At 57.8% G+C, this 17887-nt stretch carries 21 protein-coding genes; 20 read left to right on the top strand and 1 reads right to left on the bottom strand.

All coding sequences use genetic code 11. The features are described 5' to 3' along the window. The first annotated feature begins 33 nt into the window (after positions 1 to 33). From QSJ80_RS07795 to QSJ80_RS07810, 4 genes are all read left to right on the top strand, one after another. Complete coding sequence (locus QSJ80_RS07795) at positions 34 to 660, top strand: MSMEG_1061 family FMN-dependent PPOX-type flavoprotein (RefSeq protein ID WP_285763869.1); 627 nt, start codon at positions 34 to 36, stop codon at positions 658 to 660. Positions 661 to 792: 132 nt separating this feature from the next. Next, the gene (locus tag QSJ80_RS07800; protein ID WP_285763870.1) at positions 793 to 1338 is read left to right on the top strand and encodes a peptidylprolyl isomerase; all 546 of its coding nucleotides are present in this window, start codon (positions 793 to 795) and stop codon (positions 1336 to 1338) included. Between the two features lie 131 nt (positions 1339 to 1469). Beyond that, entirely contained in the window at positions 1470 to 2651 is a 1182-nt protein-coding gene (gene fabV, locus QSJ80_RS07805) for an enoyl-ACP reductase FabV (RefSeq protein WP_285763871.1), read from the top strand. 74 nt (positions 2652 to 2725) lie between these two features. Next, positions 2726 to 3289 (top strand): glutathione S-transferase family protein, encoded by a 564-nt coding sequence (locus QSJ80_RS07810; protein WP_285763872.1) that lies wholly within the window; start codon positions 2726 to 2728, stop codon positions 3287 to 3289. Between the two features lie 10 nt (positions 3290 to 3299). Here the strand turns inward: QSJ80_RS07810 and QSJ80_RS07815 are convergent, their stop codons facing one another. Next, on the bottom strand, positions 3300 to 4295 hold the full coding sequence (locus QSJ80_RS07815) for a prenyltransferase (protein WP_285763873.1): 996 nt from the start codon (positions 4293 to 4295) through the stop codon (positions 3300 to 3302). A gap of 139 nt (positions 4296 to 4434) precedes the next feature. On the opposite strand from QSJ80_RS07815, the gene ruvC reads away from it, so the two are divergent. The 16 genes from ruvC (at position 4435) to tolB (ending at position 17835) form a co-directional block, all read left to right on the top strand. Beyond that, entirely contained in the window at positions 4435 to 4962 is a 528-nt protein-coding gene (gene ruvC / locus QSJ80_RS07820; protein ID WP_285763874.1) for a crossover junction endodeoxyribonuclease RuvC, read from the top strand. A 39-nt stretch (positions 4963 to 5001) separates the two neighbouring features. Beyond that, entirely contained in the window at positions 5002 to 5625 is a 624-nt protein-coding gene (gene ruvA, locus QSJ80_RS07825; protein WP_285763875.1) for a Holliday junction branch migration protein RuvA, read from the top strand. Positions 5626 to 5664: 39 nt separating this feature from the next. Then, a complete protein-coding gene (gene ruvB, locus QSJ80_RS07830) occupies positions 5665 to 6693 on the top strand; it encodes a Holliday junction branch migration DNA helicase RuvB (RefSeq protein WP_285763876.1) in 1029 nt (342 codons plus the stop codon). After that, complete coding sequence (gene ybgC / locus QSJ80_RS07835) at positions 6690 to 7094, top strand: tol-pal system-associated acyl-CoA thioesterase (protein WP_285763877.1); 405 nt, start codon at positions 6690 to 6692, stop codon at positions 7092 to 7094. The genes ruvB and ybgC overlap by 4 nt, the downstream gene beginning before the upstream one ends. A gap of 316 nt (positions 7095 to 7410) precedes the next feature. Beyond that, positions 7411 to 8364 (top strand): MerR family transcriptional regulator, encoded by a 954-nt coding sequence (locus QSJ80_RS07840; protein WP_285763878.1) that lies wholly within the window; start codon positions 7411 to 7413, stop codon positions 8362 to 8364. Then, entirely contained in the window at positions 8348 to 9391 is a 1044-nt protein-coding gene (locus tag QSJ80_RS07845; protein ID WP_285763879.1) for an SAM-dependent methyltransferase, read from the top strand. The genes QSJ80_RS07840 and QSJ80_RS07845 overlap by 17 nt, the downstream gene beginning before the upstream one ends. Positions 9392 to 9404: 13 nt before the next feature. Beyond that, complete coding sequence (locus tag QSJ80_RS07850; protein ID WP_285763880.1) at positions 9405 to 9938, top strand: DUF2878 domain-containing protein; 534 nt, start codon at positions 9405 to 9407, stop codon at positions 9936 to 9938. A gap of 1 nt (position 9939) precedes the next feature. After that, on the top strand, positions 9940 to 10590 hold the full coding sequence (locus QSJ80_RS07855) for a DUF6134 family protein (protein ID WP_285763881.1): 651 nt from the start codon (positions 9940 to 9942) through the stop codon (positions 10588 to 10590). Positions 10591 to 10598: 8 nt separating this feature from the next. Beyond that, positions 10599 to 11126 carry a lipocalin family protein gene (locus QSJ80_RS07860; protein ID WP_285763882.1) on the top strand — a complete coding sequence of 176 codons (528 nt, stop codon included), beginning with the start codon at positions 10599 to 10601 and terminating at the stop codon, positions 11124 to 11126. A gap of 7 nt (positions 11127 to 11133) precedes the next feature. Then, on the top strand, positions 11134 to 12420 hold the full coding sequence (locus QSJ80_RS07865; protein WP_285763883.1) for an NAD(P)/FAD-dependent oxidoreductase: 1287 nt from the start codon (positions 11134 to 11136) through the stop codon (positions 12418 to 12420). Next, positions 12390 to 13160 (top strand): DUF1365 domain-containing protein, encoded by a 771-nt coding sequence (locus QSJ80_RS07870; RefSeq protein ID WP_285763884.1) that lies wholly within the window; start codon positions 12390 to 12392, stop codon positions 13158 to 13160. The genes QSJ80_RS07865 and QSJ80_RS07870 overlap by 31 nt, the downstream gene beginning before the upstream one ends. After that, on the top strand, positions 13157 to 14434 hold the full coding sequence (locus QSJ80_RS07875; RefSeq protein ID WP_285763885.1) for an SAM-dependent methyltransferase: 1278 nt from the start codon (positions 13157 to 13159) through the stop codon (positions 14432 to 14434). Before QSJ80_RS07870 ends, QSJ80_RS07875 begins: the two co-directional genes overlap by 4 nt. A gap of 188 nt (positions 14435 to 14622) precedes the next feature. Beyond that, entirely contained in the window at positions 14623 to 15309 is a 687-nt protein-coding gene (gene tolQ, locus QSJ80_RS07880) for a protein TolQ (RefSeq protein WP_285763886.1), read from the top strand. Between the two features lie 20 nt (positions 15310 to 15329). Then, positions 15330 to 15761, top strand: a complete 432-nt coding sequence (gene tolR, locus QSJ80_RS07885) for a protein TolR (RefSeq protein WP_285763887.1) — start codon at positions 15330 to 15332, stop codon at positions 15759 to 15761. 11 nt (positions 15762 to 15772) lie between these two features. Further along, the gene (gene tolA, locus QSJ80_RS07890; protein ID WP_285763888.1) at positions 15773 to 16531 is read left to right on the top strand and encodes a cell envelope integrity protein TolA; all 759 of its coding nucleotides are present in this window, start codon (positions 15773 to 15775) and stop codon (positions 16529 to 16531) included. After that, positions 16531 to 17835 (top strand): Tol-Pal system beta propeller repeat protein TolB, encoded by a 1305-nt coding sequence (gene tolB, locus QSJ80_RS07895; RefSeq protein ID WP_285763889.1) that lies wholly within the window; start codon positions 16531 to 16533, stop codon positions 17833 to 17835. Before tolA ends, tolB begins: the two co-directional genes overlap by 1 nt. Positions 17836 to 17887 lie beyond the last annotated feature (52 nt).

A 17887-nucleotide genomic window follows, 5' to 3' on the forward strand; every position in this document is an offset into this window, starting at 1 on the left:
ACCATAAGGCTTGACCTCCAGGGGAGCTGACTAATGTACGAACCCAAGGATGTGGTATCGACACCGGAAGTTGTACAGGAAGTACTGGGAGATGTTCTTTTCAGCCAGGACACCAAGTGTATTGATCATATTGATGCGCACTGTCGAGCCTGGATTGAACGTTCCCCATTCGTGGTCGTCTCGACCTACAACGCACGCGGGCAGGTAGATGTCGCTCCCAAGGGAGATCCGGTGGGATCCTGGAAGGTACTGGATGAACACACCATCGCCATTCCGGATCGGCTTGGAAACAATCGTGCCGACACCTTTCGCAATATCCTCGAAACTGCGCGGATTGGCCTGATGTTTGTCGTCCCCAGGCGCCGTGAAGTAGTACGTGTCAGTGGTTCAGCGGTAATTGCCAGGGATGCGGATCTGCTGGAGAGCATGACCGTGAGCGGCAAGCAGCCAACCTTGGCGATTATCGTGCGCGTGGAGGAGGCCATGTTTCACTGTGGCAAGGCGATGATTCGCTCCAATATGTGGACGCCTGAAGAGTGGGGACCGATTGACGGCCTACCCACTTACGGACAGGCGCTGGTGGATCACGGCAAGCTGCCTATACCCGTGGAGGATATGCAGGCCGGTATTATCCGCAATGAGGAAAACCGGTTGTATTGAGTGGATTAGTGGGGGCAGAGCAGATAGATGGGGTCAGAGCTTTGGCTCTGACCCCAATCATTTGGCGCATAGCGCGGTATGGCAGTCTGTGAAAGAATGGGGCGGATAAGCGGAAGATAAAAAGGAGCCGCCATGAATAGAATAATCGGAATGCTGACCGCGCTGTTGTTGCTTGCCCCGGTGGCCTTCGCGAAGCCGGTGGTGAAGCTGGAAACCACGGCAGGCAACCTGACCATCGAGCTGCATGAGCAGGAGGCGCCCAAGACTGTGGACCAGTTCATCAAACTGGTTGAGGATGGCTTCTACGACGGCAAGGAGTTCTACCGACTGGTGAAGGATTTCGTCGCGCAGGCTGGCGATGTCGATGGCAAATCCGCTGGCACAGTACCGCTGGAGACCTCGCCCAAGCACCGGCACGTCAAGGGCGCTGTGGGCCTGGCACGGGACGCGGACCCGAACTCCGGCACCACAGAATTCTATATCTGCCTGACGGCCATTCCGCGCCTGGATGGACACTACGCCGTTTTTGGTCAGGTCATTGAGGGCATGGGTGTATTGGATGCGCTTAACGCCAGTCCGGTCGAGGAAAGCTACATCGACTACGAGGGCAAGCAGGTGGCGTTCCACAAGCCCAGTCCCCCCATCCGGATCATTGCCGCGCAGGTGGTATCCCGTTAAGCCGGGCGCCTGGCAGTTTGCTGGGCGTTTTGGATCTAAATTCGGCCATTCTGGCCGCATCATTTCCCGAGGGCCGCGCCTCCTTATAATATGCGGCCTTCAGAATTAAGTGTCTCAATCGGAGAACAGGCATGATTATCAAGCCGAAAGTGCGCGGTTTTATTTGCACCAATGCCCACCCGCAGGGCTGCGCTGCCCATGTGCGTGAGCAGATCGACTACATCAAGGCCCAGGGCCCGATTGAAGGTGGCCCCAAGAACGTACTGGTCGTCGGTGCATCCACCGGTTACGGCCTGGCCTCCCGCATCACCGCCGCGTTCGGCTGTGGCGCCAAGACCCTGGGCGTGTTCTTTGAAAAGCCGCCGACAGAGAAGCGCACCGCTTCCGCCGGTTACTACAACTCCGCGGCGTTCGAGAGTGCTGCGCGTGAGGCGGGCCTGTACGCCGAGAGCATCAATGGCGATGCGTTTTCCGATGAGGTCAAGGCGCAGACCATCGACCTGATCAAGCAGAACATGGGCAAGATCGACCTGGTCGTATACAGCCTGGCTTCCCCGCGTCGCACCGACCCGGAAACCGGCGAGCTGCACTCTTCCGTGCTGAAGCCGATTGGCAAGTCCTACACCGCCAAGAACCTCAACACTGACAAGCTGGAAGTATCCGATATCACCGTTGACCCGGCGACTGAGGAAGAGATCGCCGCGACCGTAAAAGTCATGGGCGGCGAGGATTGGGAACGCTGGCTGGATGCCCTGGCAGATGCCGGTGTGCTGGCGGATGAGTGCAAGACTGTGGCCTACACCTACCTCGGTAAGAAAATCACCTGGCCGATCTATGGCGATGCCACCATCGGCAAGGCCAAGGAAGACCTGGATCGTGCTGCAGTGGCTATCCATGAGAAGCACAACAATGTTGCCGCCAACGTGGCGGTGCTCAAGGCGGTGGTGACCCAGTCCAGCTCCGCAATCCCGGTGATGCCGCTCTACATCTCCCTGGTCTACAAGGTGATGAAGGAAGAGGGCACCCATGAGGGAGTGATCGAGCAGCTGTATCGCCTCTATACCGAAGGCCTGTACACTGACAGCCCGCGTCTCGACGAAGACAACCGTTTCCGTGTGGACGAGAAGGAGCTGCGCGATGAAACCCAGGCGCGTATTGAGGAACTGTGGCCGCAGGTAACCGCGGAAAACCTGTTTGAGCTGACCGACTACAAGGGCTACCAGGAAGACTTCCTGCGCCTGTTCGGCTTTGGCTTTGATGGTGTCGACTACGAGGCAGATACCAGCCCGGTTGTGGAAGCGCATTTCAAGTAATTTCTATGATTACCTGAATTCGAAAAGGCCTCTTCGGAGGCCTTTTTTGTGGATGAAGATCGAAGGAATAGAGAATGAAACTTTATGGAAGTTATACATCGCCCTATGTGCGTCATTGCCGCATCGCGTTGATGCAGTCCGGCCTCGACTGGGAAATGGTGGAGCTGGATATCCATGCCAGCAAGAATCCCGGTACGCCAACCCTGCGTATTCCCTATCTCGAGGACGGCGGGCTGAAACTGACCGATTCCACGCCCATTGTGAAATACGTACGTGAAAAATCCGGCACTGCGTTTATCCCGGATATCGGGGACCTGGACCGTTACTGCCTTGCCAACACCCTTTTGGATGCCGCAATCAACCTGTTCCTGTTGCAACGCAGTGGGCTGGATGTGTCAGAAAATGCCTATGCCCGGCGCCAGCAGGCGCGTATCGAACTGATCCTTGCCGAACTGGATTCTGCACCGCTGCCTGAAAGCGGAACGCTCAATGATGCGGACCTGCGCGTGGCGATTGCAGTAGCCTGGGGCGTGTTCCGCGAGCGATTCTCTATTGAGGCATTCAGCAACCTGCAGCAGTTGCTGGAAATTGCCGATCAGGATGCAGCTTTTGCCGCTACCGCACCGCCGGCAGCATAGGGGCAGCCGCTTACCAGTCCATTGCCAGGTTCAGCAGGGCACCGGCAAAGAACAGCAGTGAGAACCAGCGGTTATAGGCGAAGGTTCTGGCCACAAAATGCAGCGGCCAGTGGTTGCCTGCACTGCCTTCGGGTCGGGACTGAGGGTAGGGGTTCGCGAAGACCCGCAGCAACCCAATAAGGCCCGGCGCCATCAGGGCAACCAGCAGGTATCCGTAGCCAAAGTAACCGCTGGCCGAAAGTGCGATGAGTAGGGCCATCTGCCCGAGCAGCAGTGCGCCAGCGGTTTGCCGCGCCAGCGATTCGCCCAGCAGCACCGGCAGCGTACGGACATTTTTCTCGCGGTCCTGTTGCAACTTGTCGATGTGCTTGCCGAACAGCACGGCGGTGGGGCCAATGGCGTACAGGCAAGCGAGCCAGAGGATAGCTGTGGGTGGCTGGCTGCCGCTCAGGGTGTAGTAGGTGCCACCAATCATCAGCGGTCCCCACACCAGCAAAACTGCTGGCTCGCCCAGCCCGAAATATTTCAGCGGCCAGGTATAAAACAGCACAAAAAAAGCACCGGCGAGCAGGTAGTAGAGCACTGTCAGGTCTGTGCGCCACACCAGCGCCAGTCCTGCCGCCAGTGCAAGGCTGCCGGTCAGCACCGTCAGCGCAACAAAGCGCCCCTCGCTCATAAAGCCCTTCACCAGCAGCTGCGGCCCGTAACTGTTGCGAAAGTAGTTATCGGTATCGAGGCCCTTGCGAAAATCCACCAGATCGTTGATCAGGTTGTTGCAGCCATGGGCCAGGCAAAGTCCCGCCATGCATAGCAGTGCGTTGACCCAGTCAACCGCCCCGGATTGGGCTGCATAGATCAGCCCGAGCAGGAATGAGAACAGGGTCATGATCAGGACCCCGGCCCGCATTGCCACCAGCCAGGCGGTAAAGCGGTTCATCCTTTGCCACTGCGCCTGATCAAAGCGGGGGATGGTTGAGACGGCGTCCTGCGCAGTGATCTGTTCCATGAGGCTGCTCCTTGCGAACTGCTGACTATCAGGTTCCGAGTGTAATCGCTGACGCGAGCAGCATAAAGCCACGCGCTACTTGACCGGCTTCGCCCATCTTGGGACACTGCCCCGATAACAAATTAGTGTATAAATATACATGGTTCGGATTCTCGGGATTGACCCCGGCTCACGCAAAACCGGTTACGGATTGATCGATCTGGAAGGCGGCAGTGCCCGTTATGTGGCCAGCGGAGTCGTGCGCATACCCGATGCGGCGCTGCCGGAGCGACTGAAGCTGATTTTCGATGCGATCAGCCAGATTACCGAGCAGTACGCGCCTACCGAGATGGCGATCGAGAATGTCTTTATGGCGAAGAGCGCCGGTTCGGCACTCAAGCTTGGCCAGGCTCGCGGTGCGGCGATTGTTGCGGGCACCCATGCTGGCCTCGGTGTTTCCGAGTATGAGGCGCGCAAGGTCAAGCAGGCTGTTGTTGGCACCGGCGCGGCAGACAAGCTGCAGGTACAGCACATGGTACGCATACTGCTCAACCTGCCAGCGGCGCCGCAGGAAGATGCCGCCGATGCGCTGGCCGTAGCACTGTGCCATATGCACACCCGCGAGTCCCTGACGCGCGGTGCGGGCAAGCTTGAGGGTAGATTCCGGCGTGGTCGCCTCACCATCTGAGTGGGCACCGTTAAAAAATAGATAGAAACAGAGATAACAATGATCGGACGCTTGAAGGGCATACTGGCTGAAGTACAGCCACCGCAATTGCTGGTTGATGTAAACGGCGTGGGTTACGAGGTGCTCGCGCCCATGACCACAATATTCCAGCTGCCCACTTCCGGCTCAGCCGTTACCCTGCATACCCACTTCGCCGTTTCGGAGACCGCACAGCAACTGTACGGCTTTTCTTCAGTGAATGAGCGCCAGCTGTTCCGCACCCTGATCAAGGTCAATGGCGTTGGTCCCAAGATGGCGCTGGCGATTTTGTCGGGCCTGGATGCGCAGGCGCTGGCGCGCTGCGTGGCAGAGGACAATGTCGCAGCCCTGACCAAGGTGCCGGGCGTGGGCAAGAAAACTGCGGAGCGCCTGATTGTAGAGCTGCGCGATAAGCTACCGGAGATGGAAGCTGGTGGTGCTGCGCCGGAGCTGACCGAGCTTGCCGGTGCCAGCAGTCCGAAGGCGAGTAATGACCAGCTTGCCGAGGCCGAAAGCGCCCTGATTGCGCTGGGTTACAAGCCCGCGGATGCCGCTAGGATGATCAGCAGGGCACAGTCTGAAGATGCCAGTGCAGACAGCGCGACCCTGATCCGCCTGGCGCTGCGCAGCATGGCGCCGGCGTGATAGCGCTGCGCATAAATAAGATTTCTATCGAGAAAATTCGTGATTGAAGCAGATCGCCTGATTGCCCCTGAAGCACAGGGTCCAACCGGACAGGAAGAGCGTTACGACCGTGCCGTGCGTCCGCAACAACTGGCAGACTATGTTGGTCAGCCAGTGGTGCGGGAGCAGATGGAGATATTTATCCAGGCGGCAAAGCTGCGCAAGGAAGCGCTCGATCATACGCTGGTATTTGGCCCGCCCGGCCTCGGCAAAACCACACTGGCAAATATTATTGCTGCGGAAATGGGGGTGTCGATCAAGACAACCTCTGGCCCGGTCCTGGAGAAAGCGGGTGACCTGGCTGCGATCATGACCAATCTCGAGCCCGGCGACGTGCTGTTTATCGATGAAATCCATCGCCTGTCGCCCCATGTGGAGGAGGTGCTCTATCCGGCCATGGAAGACTACCAGCTGGATATCATGATTGGTGAAGGCCCTGCCGCACGCTCGATCAAGCTCGACCTGCCACCGTTTACGCTGGTGGGTGCCACCACCCGTGCTGGCCTGCTGACCTCTCCGCTGCGCGACCGTTTCGGCATTGTGCAGCGCCTAGAGTTCTACAGCGTCGCGGACCTGACCAGCATTGTGCAGCGCGCTGCGGGCCTGATGGGCATCCGCATCGAGACTGCCGGTGCGGGTGAGATCGCCAAGCGTTCGCGCGGTACCCCGCGTATTGCAAACCGCTTGCTGCGGCGTGTGCGGGACTATGCAGATGTGAAAGCCGATGGCGTGGCGACCGCGGATGTTGCGGATAGCGCGCTGAACATGCTGAACGTGGATGCCCGTGGCTTCGATCACCTGGACCGGCGCATGCTGCTGGCAATGATCGAGAAGTTTGGCGGTGGCCCTGTGGGTATCGACAGCCTCGCTGCCGCTGTGAGCGAGGAGCGTGGCACCCTGGAGGATGTGATCGAGCCCTACCTGATCCAGCAGGGGTATGTGGCGCGCACCCCGCGCGGCCGCATCGTGACCCAGCTGGCGTATGATCATTTTGGGCTCAAATCGCCAGAGCAGGAAAGCCGGGCATGAGTGAGACATTTTCAATCCCGGTGCGTGTCTACATCGAGGACACCGATGTTGGCGGAATTGTCTATTACGTCAACTACCTGAAATTTATGGAGCGTGCCCGTACCGAACTGCTGCGCTCGCTCGGTTACGGTAAGGCTGCCATGCCACAGGCGGGCCTACTTATGGTTGTACACTCGGCGAATATCGAATACCTGAAATCTGCGCAACTCGATGACGAGCTGCAGGTTACCGCGCATATCGCCAGGCTCGGGCGCGCCACGGTGGTGTTTGAGCAGGGGGTGCTGCGGGGTGAGGAGCGCATTGCTACGGCGACGGTGAAAGTGGCCTGTATTGATGCCGGGTCCCGCAAGCCGACTCCTTTGCCCAAGGATATGTACGCCAACCTGAAGCGTTTTAACTGATGGGGTCAGAGCTCGTGATACATGGGGTCAGAGCTTACGCTCTGACCCCTGAAATCCCGCTCCGATACATGGGGTCAGAGCTTGCGCTCTGACCCCTGAAATCTCCCGCTCTGACCCCTGAAATCTCCCGCTCTGACCCCTGAAATCCCGCTCCGATACATGGGGTCAGAGCCCAAGCTCTGACCCCAAGAATCTCCCGCTCTGACCCCTCCCCGCCTTTCATCTCAAAATGCATAGGTTTTGTCGATAAAAAGCAGTTCATATTGGACTTTGCCCAGCTTTTGCATAATATTTGAATAAGTTTCTGGACAAGCCTATGAATGATCAGTCGAAACCACGGCGAGAGCGTTTCTACAGCATCGGTGCGGTAACCGAGATGACCGGCGTCACCGCGGCAACCCTGCGCTCCTGGGAGCGCCGGTACGGCTATATCCGTCCGGAGCGGCGGGAGAGTGGTCATCGTCTGTACAGCCGTGATCAGGTGGAGCGGATTCAGCACATTGTGCAGCTGCTCGGGCAGGGCATCCGCATTGGGCAGGTGCAATCCCATCTTGATTTCCTGCAGGAAGAAGCGGACGCCAACAGAACTGCCGCGCAAGAGCCGGTTGCCGATATCTGGGACGGACGCCGGCAGGCGATGGTTTTTGCGGTTCAGGCCTTCAACGAAGGTATGCTGGACGCGATCTACGAAGAGGTGCTGTCTGTTCACAGCCTCAATAGCGTTACGCAAAAGCTTTTGATTCCGGTACTTCTGACACTGGGTAACCGTTGGGAGTCCGGTGACGGTAGCGTTGCCGAAGAGCACTTTTTTTCGTGCTACCTGCGGAACAAGCTTGGGGCCCGGTTGCACCATAAGGGTGCAGCACCTGCCCGGTTCACAATCCTTGCGGCCTGTCTTCCGGGGGAATTACATGAACTGGGGTTGCTTATGTTTGCTTCCCAGGCCCACGAGTCCGGAATCAGGGTGGTCATGCTCGGCGCCAACACCCCGCTTGGCAACCTGAATAACGTGGCGACCAAAGCCGGCGCAGATGCTGTCGTGTTATCGAGTTCACAGAGTCGAGTGGACTGCGGCTTGTATAAAGAACTCAAGGAACTCGCCGGCAGGGTACAAGTGCCCTGCTTTGTGGGCGGTGTCGGGGCTGTAGAAGACGGCCGGATCATAAAGGAAATCGGATGCTACCCGGTAGGGCAGGACATCGATAACGGGCTTGCGGAAATACTGCGGACCCTGGAACAACATGGAGTGGCAAATGGGCGTAGTGAATGATTTTTCCATGCAGTGGGTAGAGGCAGGGATGGTGCCTGACAGCCTGATTCGCGGCGGCATTCGGCGTTTGCTCGAACAGCGCCTGGAAGAGGTGGGGGCAGCAGACATCGAGCTGTTGTCCGAGCGCAATCAGGCCTTCTACAAAAGCATGTACCTGGCGCCCGTGGCCCCGTTGCCGGAAAAGGCTAATGAGCAGCATTACGAGGTGCCTGCGGAATTTTTCAGGCAGGTACTGGGTAGCAACCGCAAATACAGTTGTTGTTTCTGGAGCGAGAACAACCGTAGTGACCTGGACCAGGCGGAGCGCGATGCGCTGGAAATCACCGTCTCACGAGCGGGCATCCGTGATGGTATGAAGGTGCTCGACCTCGGCTGTGGCTGGGGCTCTGTTTCTTTACATATTGCGCAGAGCTTCCCGGGTTGTGAAGTGATTGCGGTTTCCAACTCTGCGTCGCAACGCGAGTGGATTGAAAACGAGGCGACCAAGCTAGGCCTGGATAACCTTGGTGTCATTACCGCAGACATGAATGATTTCGAGATTGCCCAGACATTCGATCGCGTGATCTCCGTGGAGATGTTCGAGCATATGCGCAACTATCCGGAGTTGTTTGAGCGCATTTCCCGCTGGCTCAAGCCTGATGGTCAGTTCTTTATGCATATTTTCTGTCACCGGGCTGCGGTGTATGAATTCTCGGTACGGGACCAGGACGACTGGATGGGTAAATATTTTTTCTCGGGTGGCATCATGCCATCCGGTGAGTTGCCTCTGCAGTTTCAGGATCACCTTGCCATCGACAAGCAGTGGTGCTGGGACGGGAGGCATTATCAGCGGACGGCGGATGCCTGGCTCGAGAAAATGGACCGCCAGAGAACCGAAATAATGCCGATATTACGCGACGTGTACGGCAGTGAGGCATCGCGCTGGTACCAGCGTTGGAGGCTGTTCTTTATGGCGTGTGCCGAGTTGTTCGGTTACGACAATGGCCAGCAATGGTTTGTTGGGCATTACCTGTTCCGGCGCCGCTGATCGGAGGGGAGTTATGAAGAAGGTTACGAATTTCGTTCTGTTTCAATTGGGGTGGCTTGTCGCAGTCGTCGGTGCCGCCTGGGGTTATCCCTGGGCGGGGCCGGCGGCAGCGCTCGTCCTTCTGTCTGTGCATCTCTGGCTTACCGACAGTCCCCGTGCGGAACTCGTCCTGGTGGCCGTTGCTGCAATACTCGGCACCGCCTGGGATTCGCTTTTGATTGTTGGTGGGCTGCTCGACTATCCGGAATGGTCATATTTGGTTGCACCAATCTGGATTACCGCACTGTGGGTGATGTTCGCCTGTACCCTGAATGAATCGCTCGCGTGGCTCAAAGGCCGTTTCCAGCTGGCTATTGGTTTCGGTGCAATCGGTGGCCCGCTGGCTTATTTCGCTGCCGAGCGCCTGGGAGCTGTCACGATCGTAGAACCCCTGCAGCTTGCTCTCGCACTGGGTGTGGGTTGGGCGGCTTTTACACCGCTTCTGCTTTGGCTGGGCAGCTATCTCAGCATGCAGGTTTTTCCTGTCGCCAGCGGGGTCAAGCACTGATATGAGAACGTCGACTTTTGTTACTGCGATTTTTGCCTGCCTGGTCTTTGTATCGCCTTCGTGGGCGTCTGCGGCAATTGTGGATCGGGAGTGGAACTTTACCGCCTACCTGGATGGCAAGCCCATCGGTTATCACCGCTTCAGTCTCAAGCGCCAGGGGGAGCGGGCCTCCCTGTCATCGCGGGCCTCTTTCGATGTGAAGTTTCTGTTTTTTAATGCCTACCGATACCGCCACAGGGCGAACGAAGCCTGGGAGGGCGGATGCTTGCGCGAGTTTTCCTCCACCACCGATGACAATGGCAGGCAGTACCGGGTGGTAGGGCGCAAGGCTGGACAGGATTTCCTTCTCTCCAGCGCCGGCAGCCAATCCAGTCTGCCAGACTGTGTGATGACGTTCGCCTACTGGAACCCGGCGTTCCTCAAGCAGCCGGTACTGCTAAATAGCCAGAACGGCAGCTATGTGCCGGTTCAGGTCACTGAACGTGGGAGGGAGGCGATAACTGCCAAAGGGCGCGAGTACATCGCCACCCGGTATGAACTTTCAGCGGAGAAGCTGAATATCAGCCTGTGGTATAGCGACGCCGGTGATTGGCTGGCGCTCGAATCGGTGACGGAGTCCGGAAGAGTCCTGCGGTACCGCCTTGATCAATGAGGATGATTATGAAAACACTTTTCAGATTAATTGCCGTAGTAGGTGTCGCGATGCTCTTCAGCGGGTGTGCTAATCGGGAGCCGATCCCGGTTGTGGACTATGTAGACCTCAAGCGCTTCTCCGGGGATTGGTACGTTATCGCCTCTATCCCTACGCCCTTTGAGAAGAATGTGTTCAATGCCATTGAGTCGTATCGCCTTGACGAGCATGGAGACATGATCACCACCTTCACATATAACAAGGGTGGGTTTGATGGCGAGCGCAAGCAGCATGAGTTTCGGGGAATTGTCCTCGACGATCCCAGTAATGCGATCTGGAAGATGCAATTCTGGGGGCCGATTAAAGGCGATTACAAAATCTTTTATGTCGACCCCGAGTACAGGGTGACTGTAGTTGCGCGCGATCAGCGTGATTATGTGTGGATCATGGCCCGGGACTGGAAGCTCGCGCCAGAAAAAATGACGGAGCTGAGGCAAAAGCTGGAAGCCATTGGTTATGACCTGCAGGGGCTGAAAACCGTCCCGCAGAAATGGTAGGTGGCTCTTGAAGATAGGAATCATCGGGACCGGTATTGCCGGTAATACCATCGCCTACAAGTTACGAGAAGAGCATGATATCACCGTGTTTGAGAGCGCGGGCTATGTAGGGGGCCATACCGCAACAGTAGAAGTGCAGGAGCCTGGTCGGGTGGATGCTTCCCTCGCGGTCGATACCGGCTTTATCGTATACAACGACCGCACTTACCCGGAGTTTTGCCAGATCCTCGACGCGCTCGATGTGCCGACCAAGCCCAGCGATATGAGTTTCTCCGTGCGCTGTGACCGGTCCGGGCTGGAATACAACGGCACCAGCATCAATGCGCTGTTCGCCCAGCGCCGCAACCTGATGCGGCCGGGCTTCTACCGCATGATCGGGGACATTCTGCGTTTCAACAGGGAGGCGCCCGCCTACCTGGAGCAGGGCGGGGCGGAGCAGTCGCTTGGAGATTTCGTCGCGACAGGCGGCTACTCCGACATGTTTCGGGACAAGTACCTGCTGCCCATGGGGGCAGCCATCTGGTCTGCCACCCGTGCATCTATGCTCGCCATGCCATCAAGATTTTTTATACGCTTTTTTCAAAATCATGGTTTGCTCAGTTTGAAAGACAGGCCGGTGTGGCGGGTGATCGAGGGCGGCTCGCGAGAGTATGTGAGACGTATGGTGGAGGGCCACCGGGATCGCATATTGCTTGGGGAAGGAGTGGCGAGTGTCGTCCGTCGCCGGGACGGGATTATTGTCCGCACCACCATAGGGCGGACTTTCGAATTCGACTACCTGTTTGTCGCCTGCCACAGTGACGACGCGCTTGCGCTGCTGGAAGACCCGAGCCCGGCGGAGCGCGAAGTACTCGGAGCCATCAACTACCAGGATAATGAAGTCGTATTGCATACCGATGCCGGGCTGTTGCCCCGCCGCAAGCGCGCGTGGGCTGCATGGAATGTTCGGGCTGCCAGCGATCCCGGGCCTGCCAGATTGACCTACAACATGAATATTCTGCAGGGCCATGAAAGCAGTACAACTTACTGTGTGACTCTGAATGATACCCGGTCGATCGACCCGGGAAAGATCCTGCACACTGCAAACATGCGCCACCCTGTGTTTACTGAGTCGGCTACAGCGGCGCAGCAACGCCAGCAGGAAATCAACGGCCCATTGCGCACTTATTATTGTGGCGCCTACTGGCGAAACGGCTTCCATGAAGATGGGGTTGTCAGTGCGTTAAAGGCGCTGGAGCACTTCGAGCAGAGGGTGCAGGAAAAATGCGAAGCGGAATCTATGAAGGCAATCTGAGCCATGCGCGGCAGCAGCCCGCACGGCACAAGTTCAGCCAGCGCCTGTTCATGATGTACCTGGACCTGGACGAATTGCCGACGCTGTTTTCAAAGCGATGGTTGTGGTCTGCAAGCGGACCCAATGTTGCGCGGTTCCGCCGGGAAGATCACATGGGGGATCCGCGTAAGCCGCTGAAGGAAGCCGTCGAAGAGCTGATACTGCAGGAGACCGGCAAAACGGTTCGTGGGCGTATCGGTCTGCTCACCCACCTTGGTTATTTTGGTTTCAGGTTCAACCCTATCAGTTTCTATTACTGTTTTGCTGACTGTGGTGATCTTCAGTTCATCGTCGCGGAAGTAAATAACACGCCCTGGGGAGAACAGTGCTGCTACCTGCTGGATCTGGACCAGGCGGATGGCGGCAAGGGGTACTGGCGGTGGCAGAGCGAGAAGAAAATGCATGTCTCGCCGTTCATGCCCATGGGTGTTGTGTATAAGTGGCAGCTCAGTGCGCCGGCTAAAAATTTGCGTGTGCAGATTACCAATGAAATAGACGGACATGCCGTCTTCAGTGCCGGCATGAACCTGGTGCGCAAACCGATCACAGGACTGCAGTTGGCAAGAATCCTGCTTCGCTATCCACTGATGACGATGCAGGTGATGTTTATGATCCACTGGCATGCGTTGAGGCTCTGGCTGAAGCGCGTGCCGGTTGTGACGCATCCAAGAAAAATGGCTCAGAGGGGAGGGAAGGTATGAAGTCTGTGGCCGTTAACTCAAGCAAGGTGCTCTCGGGCACGCGCAAGCCACGTATGTCTTCCAGGTTCGCCCGGGCCGCGGTGCTTGGCAAACTTGCAGGGCTGCGCGGCGGTTCGCTGGTAGTGGAAGAGGATGGGGAACGGCAGGCCTTTGGCGAAGTGAATGCCAATTCGGGTATCCATGTCACTATTGTCGTGAAGGACAGCCGCTTTTATCGCGAGATTGCTTTTGGTGGCTCTATCGGGGTGGGCGAGGCTTATATGCTCGGGTACTGGTCCTGCTCCAGCCTGACCAACCTGGTGCGACTGTTTGTGCGCAATCGCGAGCTGCTCGAGGGCCTCGAGGGCGGCCTGGCAATGCTGAGCAAGCCCCTGTTCCATCTGTTCGCCTGGGCCAACAGGAATTCCCGGGACGGTAGCCGCCGCAACATTTCCGCGCACTACGACCTGGGTAACGAGTTTTTCCGGCTGTGGCTGGACGAGCGCATGATGTACTCCTCGGCGGTGTTTGAGGACCCTGCCATGTCCCTTGAGCAGGCGTCAGAAGCCAAGCTCCGGCGGATCTGTGAGAAATTGGCCCTGTCGGAGAAAGATCACCTGCTGGAGATCGGCACCGGCTGGGGCGGCCTGGCTATCTACGCTGCCGGCAACTATGGCTGCCGGGTTACTACCACTACCATCTCCCGTGAGCAGTACGAGGAGGCCAAGGCGCGCATCAAGGCTGCGGGCCTTCAGGATCGGGTCACCCTTTTGCTGGAAGATTACCGGGACCTGAAGGGTCAGTATGACAAGCTGGTTTCCGTTGAGATGATCGAGGCAATCGGTCACCAGTACCTGGACACTTATTTCAAAAAATGTGCAAGCTTGCTCAAGCCCGATGGCCTGATGCTGCTGCAGTCCATCACCATCAATGACCAGCGCTATGAGGCGGCGAAGAAATCTGTCGATTTTATCCAGCGCTACATTTTCCCGGGCGGCTGCCTGATGTCGGTCACTGCCATGGCTGAGGCTCTGACTCGCGTGACGGACATGCGGATTTTCCACCTCGACGATATTGGCCCGCACTATGCGCGGACGCTGGCAGCCTGGCGCGAGCGTTTCTGGGGCAAGGTCAGGGAAATCCGTGACATGGGGTATCCGGAAGAGTTCCTCCGTATGTGGGACTACTACTTCTGCTATTGCGAGGGTGCCTTTATTGAGCGCTATATAGGTGATGTACAGCTGTTGCTGACCAAGCCCCTGGCAAGGCGCGCTGCGCTGGCAGAGTCCTCCTAGCCAGCCCCTGAATGCGCACCGGGAAGTGTTAAATCTGTAGCAACAACGGGCCAAACCGTGTGTTATATTCTGGCGGATAAATATCCGTCGGGATTTGGCGCACGACTGAACTGCTCGGTAAGAGTGGTGTCTCAGTCACTGTCGTCGCCGTCCGGCACGAAATAACGATGTAGACCGAGATACCGAATATGACGCAAGGTGAGACCCTTTCCCTCTGGGCTCTGGTGGAGAATGCCAGCCTGCTGGTCCAGTTGGTGATGCTGACACTGGTCTTGGCTTCCATTTTTTCCTGGGTACTGATCATCCAGCGCGGCGGCTATATGTCGCGCGCGCGCAAGGACCTGGTGCAGTTCGAACACGATTTCTGGTCCGGTGCCGACCTTAACCAGCTGTTCCGGGATGGTAACGAGCGCTCGGAGAAGGGCCTGGTGCACGGGGTTGAGTCCATTTTCCGTGCAGGCTTCACTGAATTTGCCCGCCTGCGCCAGCAGGGCAGGGCCGACCCGGACGCGATCATGGAGGGCACCCAGCGCGCCATGCGGGTGGCGCTGTCCCGTGAGCAGGAGCGCCTCGAGCAGCATCTGCCGTTCCTCGCCAGCGTCGGCTCGGTTAGCCCCTATATCGGCCTGTTCGGTACCGTCTGGGGCATCATGAATTCTTTCCGCGGCCTGGCCACCATGCACCAGGCCACTATTGCCACGGTTGCGCCGGGTATCAGTGAGGCGCTGGTGGCAACTGCCATGGGTCTGTTTGCGGCGATCCCTGCGGTAATGGCGTACAACCGCTTCAGCTCCCGCGCCGAGCGCCTGCTGGTGGGTTATGAAACCTTTGCCGAGGAGTTTTCCGCAATCCTGCATCGCAAGGTTCATGCCTGATTTTCGGCTGGAGTTAACCAATGAGTAGCGAATTTCGCCGAACGCCGAAGAAGAAGCTGGTTGCCGACATCAACGTGGTGCCCTACATCGATGTGATGCTGGTGCTGCTGGTGGTGTTCATGGTGACCGCGCCGCTGCTGATGCAGGGCGTGAAAGTGGACCTGCCGGATGCCCCGTCCGCGCCGATCGACAACCAGGACGAGGAGCCGCTGATTGTATCTGTACGCCCGGATGGCACCTACTACCTGAATATCGGCAAGGACGAGAAAACTGCGCGGCCGCTGGCTGAGATACGCGATACCGTTACCAAGATCCTGCGTCAGAAGCCCAATACGCCGGTGCTGGTGTGGGGGGATACCGCCACGGATTACGGCCTGGTAGTAGGGCTCATGACCGAGTTACAGAAGGCGGGCGCCAAGAGCGTTGGCCTGGTGACCGAGCCGCCCCAGTAGCGGAACCCGGCATGAACGATCGCAAGTCTTACCTGTTCCCGATCCTCGTCAGTGTTGCCTTGCACGGTCTGCTGGTGGCCGTGCTGTCCTTCGGCTGGGAGGCCACTTCCAAGCCGACCCCGCGCACCATGCCCAAGTTCGTGGAGGCGAAGCTTGTGACTGTGGAGCCCAAGGTGAAGCAGAAGAAGGCTCCGCGCAAGAAAGTCGACCTGGAGAAGCGTCGCCAGGAACAGGCCGCGCGCAAGAAACGCGAAGAGGCGGAGAAGCGCCGCAAGGCGGCTGTCGCGCGCAAGAAGAAGCAAGAGGCCGAGCGCAAGAAGAAGGAAGAGCAGGAGCGCAAGCGTCGCGAGGACGAAGCGCGCAAGAAAAAGCGCGAGGAAGAGCTCAGAAAGCAACGTGCGAGTGCCTTTGAGGACGCATTGCTGGAGGAAGAAGACCTGCTCGATGCAGAGGAAGATCTGGTCCAGTCCACATCCATCATGGCGTCCATCGAGCGGCGGATTACCGAGAACTGGAGTCGTCCACCAAGCGCCCGCAACGGCATGCAGACAATCCTCAATATCCAGCTGGTGCCCACCGGTCGCGTAACCGCGGTGAATGTGGTGAAATCGTCGGGTAACAGTGCATTTGACCGCTCAGCCCAGCAGGCGGTAAAGAAAGTGGAGTCATTCCCGGAAGTGGCAAAGCTGGCCCGGGAGAACCCGGGTTTGTTCGAGCGCAATTTCCGCAGCCTGAACCTTAATTTCCAACCTGAAGACCTAAGGCAGTAATGAATAAAAAAATCGTGCTTTGGATGGGGCTGGTGGTTTCACTGGTGTTTGGCAATGTCGCCAATGCCCAGTTGACCATCGATATCAAGCAGGGGGTGGATAATCCCACCTCCATCGCCGTGGTGCCGTTCGACTGGCAGGGCTCCGGCATCCTGCCCGAGGATGTGTCCCGCATTGTGAATGCGGACCTGCGCCTCAGCGGCCAGTTCGCACCGGTACCGGCGCAGGACATGCTCTCGTTCCCCAAGTCCCCGCAGGACATAACCTATCGCGACTGGCGTGTTCTCGGTACTGAATATGTGGTGACCGGCCGCATCCAGCCGCAGGCGGGTGGTAACTATCTGCTGTCGTTCGAGCTGGTGAGTGTGCTGGACCAGCGCCAGGTGTTCACCACCAAGCAGGTGACCGGCGGGCAGAACCAGCTGCGCGACCTGGCCCACTATGTTTCAGACCAGGTTTACGAAGCGATTACCGGTATCCGCGGCGCCTTCTCTACCCAGATGATCTATATCCAGGCGGAGCGCGACCAGCGCGGGGTGGATACTTTCTACCTGATGCTCTCGGATGCCGATGGCGCGCGCCCGCGTCAGCTGCGCCGCTCCAGCAAGCCAATGATGTCTCCAATGTGGTCGCCGGATGGGCAAAAAGTAGCCTATGTTTCTTTCGAAACCGGTCGCTCCGCAATCTTCATCGAGCGCATCGATGGGTCTGATCGCCAGCAGATCACCAACTTCAAGGGCATCAACGGTTCGCCGGCCTGGTCCCCGGACGGTAGTAAGCTGGCCCTGGTGCTGTCCAAGGACGGTAACCCGGAGATCTATATCATGGATCTCGTCACCCGCAAGCTCACCCGGATGACCCGTCACTTTGCGATCGATACCGAACCAAACTGGATGCCGGATGGAAAATCCATTGTTTTTACCTCTGATCGGGGAGGTAGGCCACAAATTTACCAGTTGACCCTTGCCACGGGGCAAGTAGACCGCTTAACCTTCGATGGCGACTATAATGCGCGACCTCGGGTTTCTCCGGATGGTAAGACGCTGGTGATGGTGCACAGGTCCCAGGGGGTGTTTCATATCGCCACCATGGACATCAACACCGGATACCTGCGTGTCCTGACGGAGACCCGGCTCGACGAATCGCCAAGTGTTGCACCAAATGGCGCGATGCTGATGTACGCGACCAAGCGGGGGGATAAAGGTATTCTGGCAGCTGTATCGCTGGATGCAGGGGTTAAATATCGACTGCCGTCGCAGCGCGGAGACGTGCGCGAACCGGCATGGTCGCCGTTTTTCAATTAGTTGGTTTTATTGGAAAGTGGAGCTCACCGGATGTCTGGTGGGCGCAAACTAA

It is taken from the genome of Biformimicrobium ophioploci (assembly GCF_030270605.1).
GTDB classification, from domain to species: domain Bacteria; phylum Pseudomonadota; class Gammaproteobacteria; order Pseudomonadales; family Cellvibrionaceae; genus Biformimicrobium; species Biformimicrobium ophioploci.

Bases quoted from the DNA above. Each gene is read 5' to 3' on its own strand.
- QSJ80_RS07860 (WP_285763882.1), top strand. From the start codon at position 10,599: ATGAAAACACTTTTCAGATTAATTGCCGTAGTAGGTGTCGCGATGCTC.
- ruvC (WP_285763874.1), top strand. From the start codon at position 4,435: ATGGTTCGGATTCTCGGGATTGACCCCGGCTCACGCAAAACCGGTTAC.
- QSJ80_RS07855 (WP_285763881.1), top strand. From the start codon at position 9,940: ATGAGAACGTCGACTTTTGTTACTGCGATTTTTGCCTGCCTGGTCTTT.
- QSJ80_RS07795 (WP_285763869.1), top strand. From the start codon at position 34: ATGTACGAACCCAAGGATGTGGTATCGACACCGGAAGTTGTACAGGAA.
- tolB (WP_285763889.1), top strand. From the start codon at position 16,531: ATGAATAAAAAAATCGTGCTTTGGATGGGGCTGGTGGTTTCACTGGTG.
- fabV (WP_285763871.1), top strand. From the start codon at position 1,470: ATGATTATCAAGCCGAAAGTGCGCGGTTTTATTTGCACCAATGCCCAC.
- QSJ80_RS07875 (WP_285763885.1), top strand. From the start codon at position 13,157: ATGAAGTCTGTGGCCGTTAACTCAAGCAAGGTGCTCTCGGGCACGCGC.
- tolQ (WP_285763886.1), top strand. From the start codon at position 14,623: ATGACGCAAGGTGAGACCCTTTCCCTCTGGGCTCTGGTGGAGAATGCC.
- QSJ80_RS07850 (WP_285763880.1), top strand. From the start codon at position 9,405: ATGAAGAAGGTTACGAATTTCGTTCTGTTTCAATTGGGGTGGCTTGTC.
- QSJ80_RS07845 (WP_285763879.1), top strand. From the start codon at position 8,348: ATGGGCGTAGTGAATGATTTTTCCATGCAGTGGGTAGAGGCAGGGATG.
- QSJ80_RS07800 (WP_285763870.1), top strand. From the start codon at position 793: ATGAATAGAATAATCGGAATGCTGACCGCGCTGTTGTTGCTTGCCCCG.
- QSJ80_RS07815 (WP_285763873.1), bottom strand. From the start codon at position 4,295: ATGGAACAGATCACTGCGCAGGACGCCGTCTCAACCATCCCCCGCTTT.
- QSJ80_RS07810 (WP_285763872.1), top strand. From the start codon at position 2,726: ATGAAACTTTATGGAAGTTATACATCGCCCTATGTGCGTCATTGCCGC.
- ruvA (WP_285763875.1), top strand. From the start codon at position 5,002: ATGATCGGACGCTTGAAGGGCATACTGGCTGAAGTACAGCCACCGCAA.
- QSJ80_RS07870 (WP_285763884.1), top strand. From the start codon at position 12,390: ATGCGAAGCGGAATCTATGAAGGCAATCTGAGCCATGCGCGGCAGCAG.
- tolA (WP_285763888.1), top strand. From the start codon at position 15,773: ATGAACGATCGCAAGTCTTACCTGTTCCCGATCCTCGTCAGTGTTGCC.
- QSJ80_RS07840 (WP_285763878.1), top strand. From the start codon at position 7,411: ATGAATGATCAGTCGAAACCACGGCGAGAGCGTTTCTACAGCATCGGT.
- ybgC (WP_285763877.1), top strand. From the start codon at position 6,690: ATGAGTGAGACATTTTCAATCCCGGTGCGTGTCTACATCGAGGACACC.
- tolR (WP_285763887.1), top strand. From the start codon at position 15,330: ATGAGTAGCGAATTTCGCCGAACGCCGAAGAAGAAGCTGGTTGCCGAC.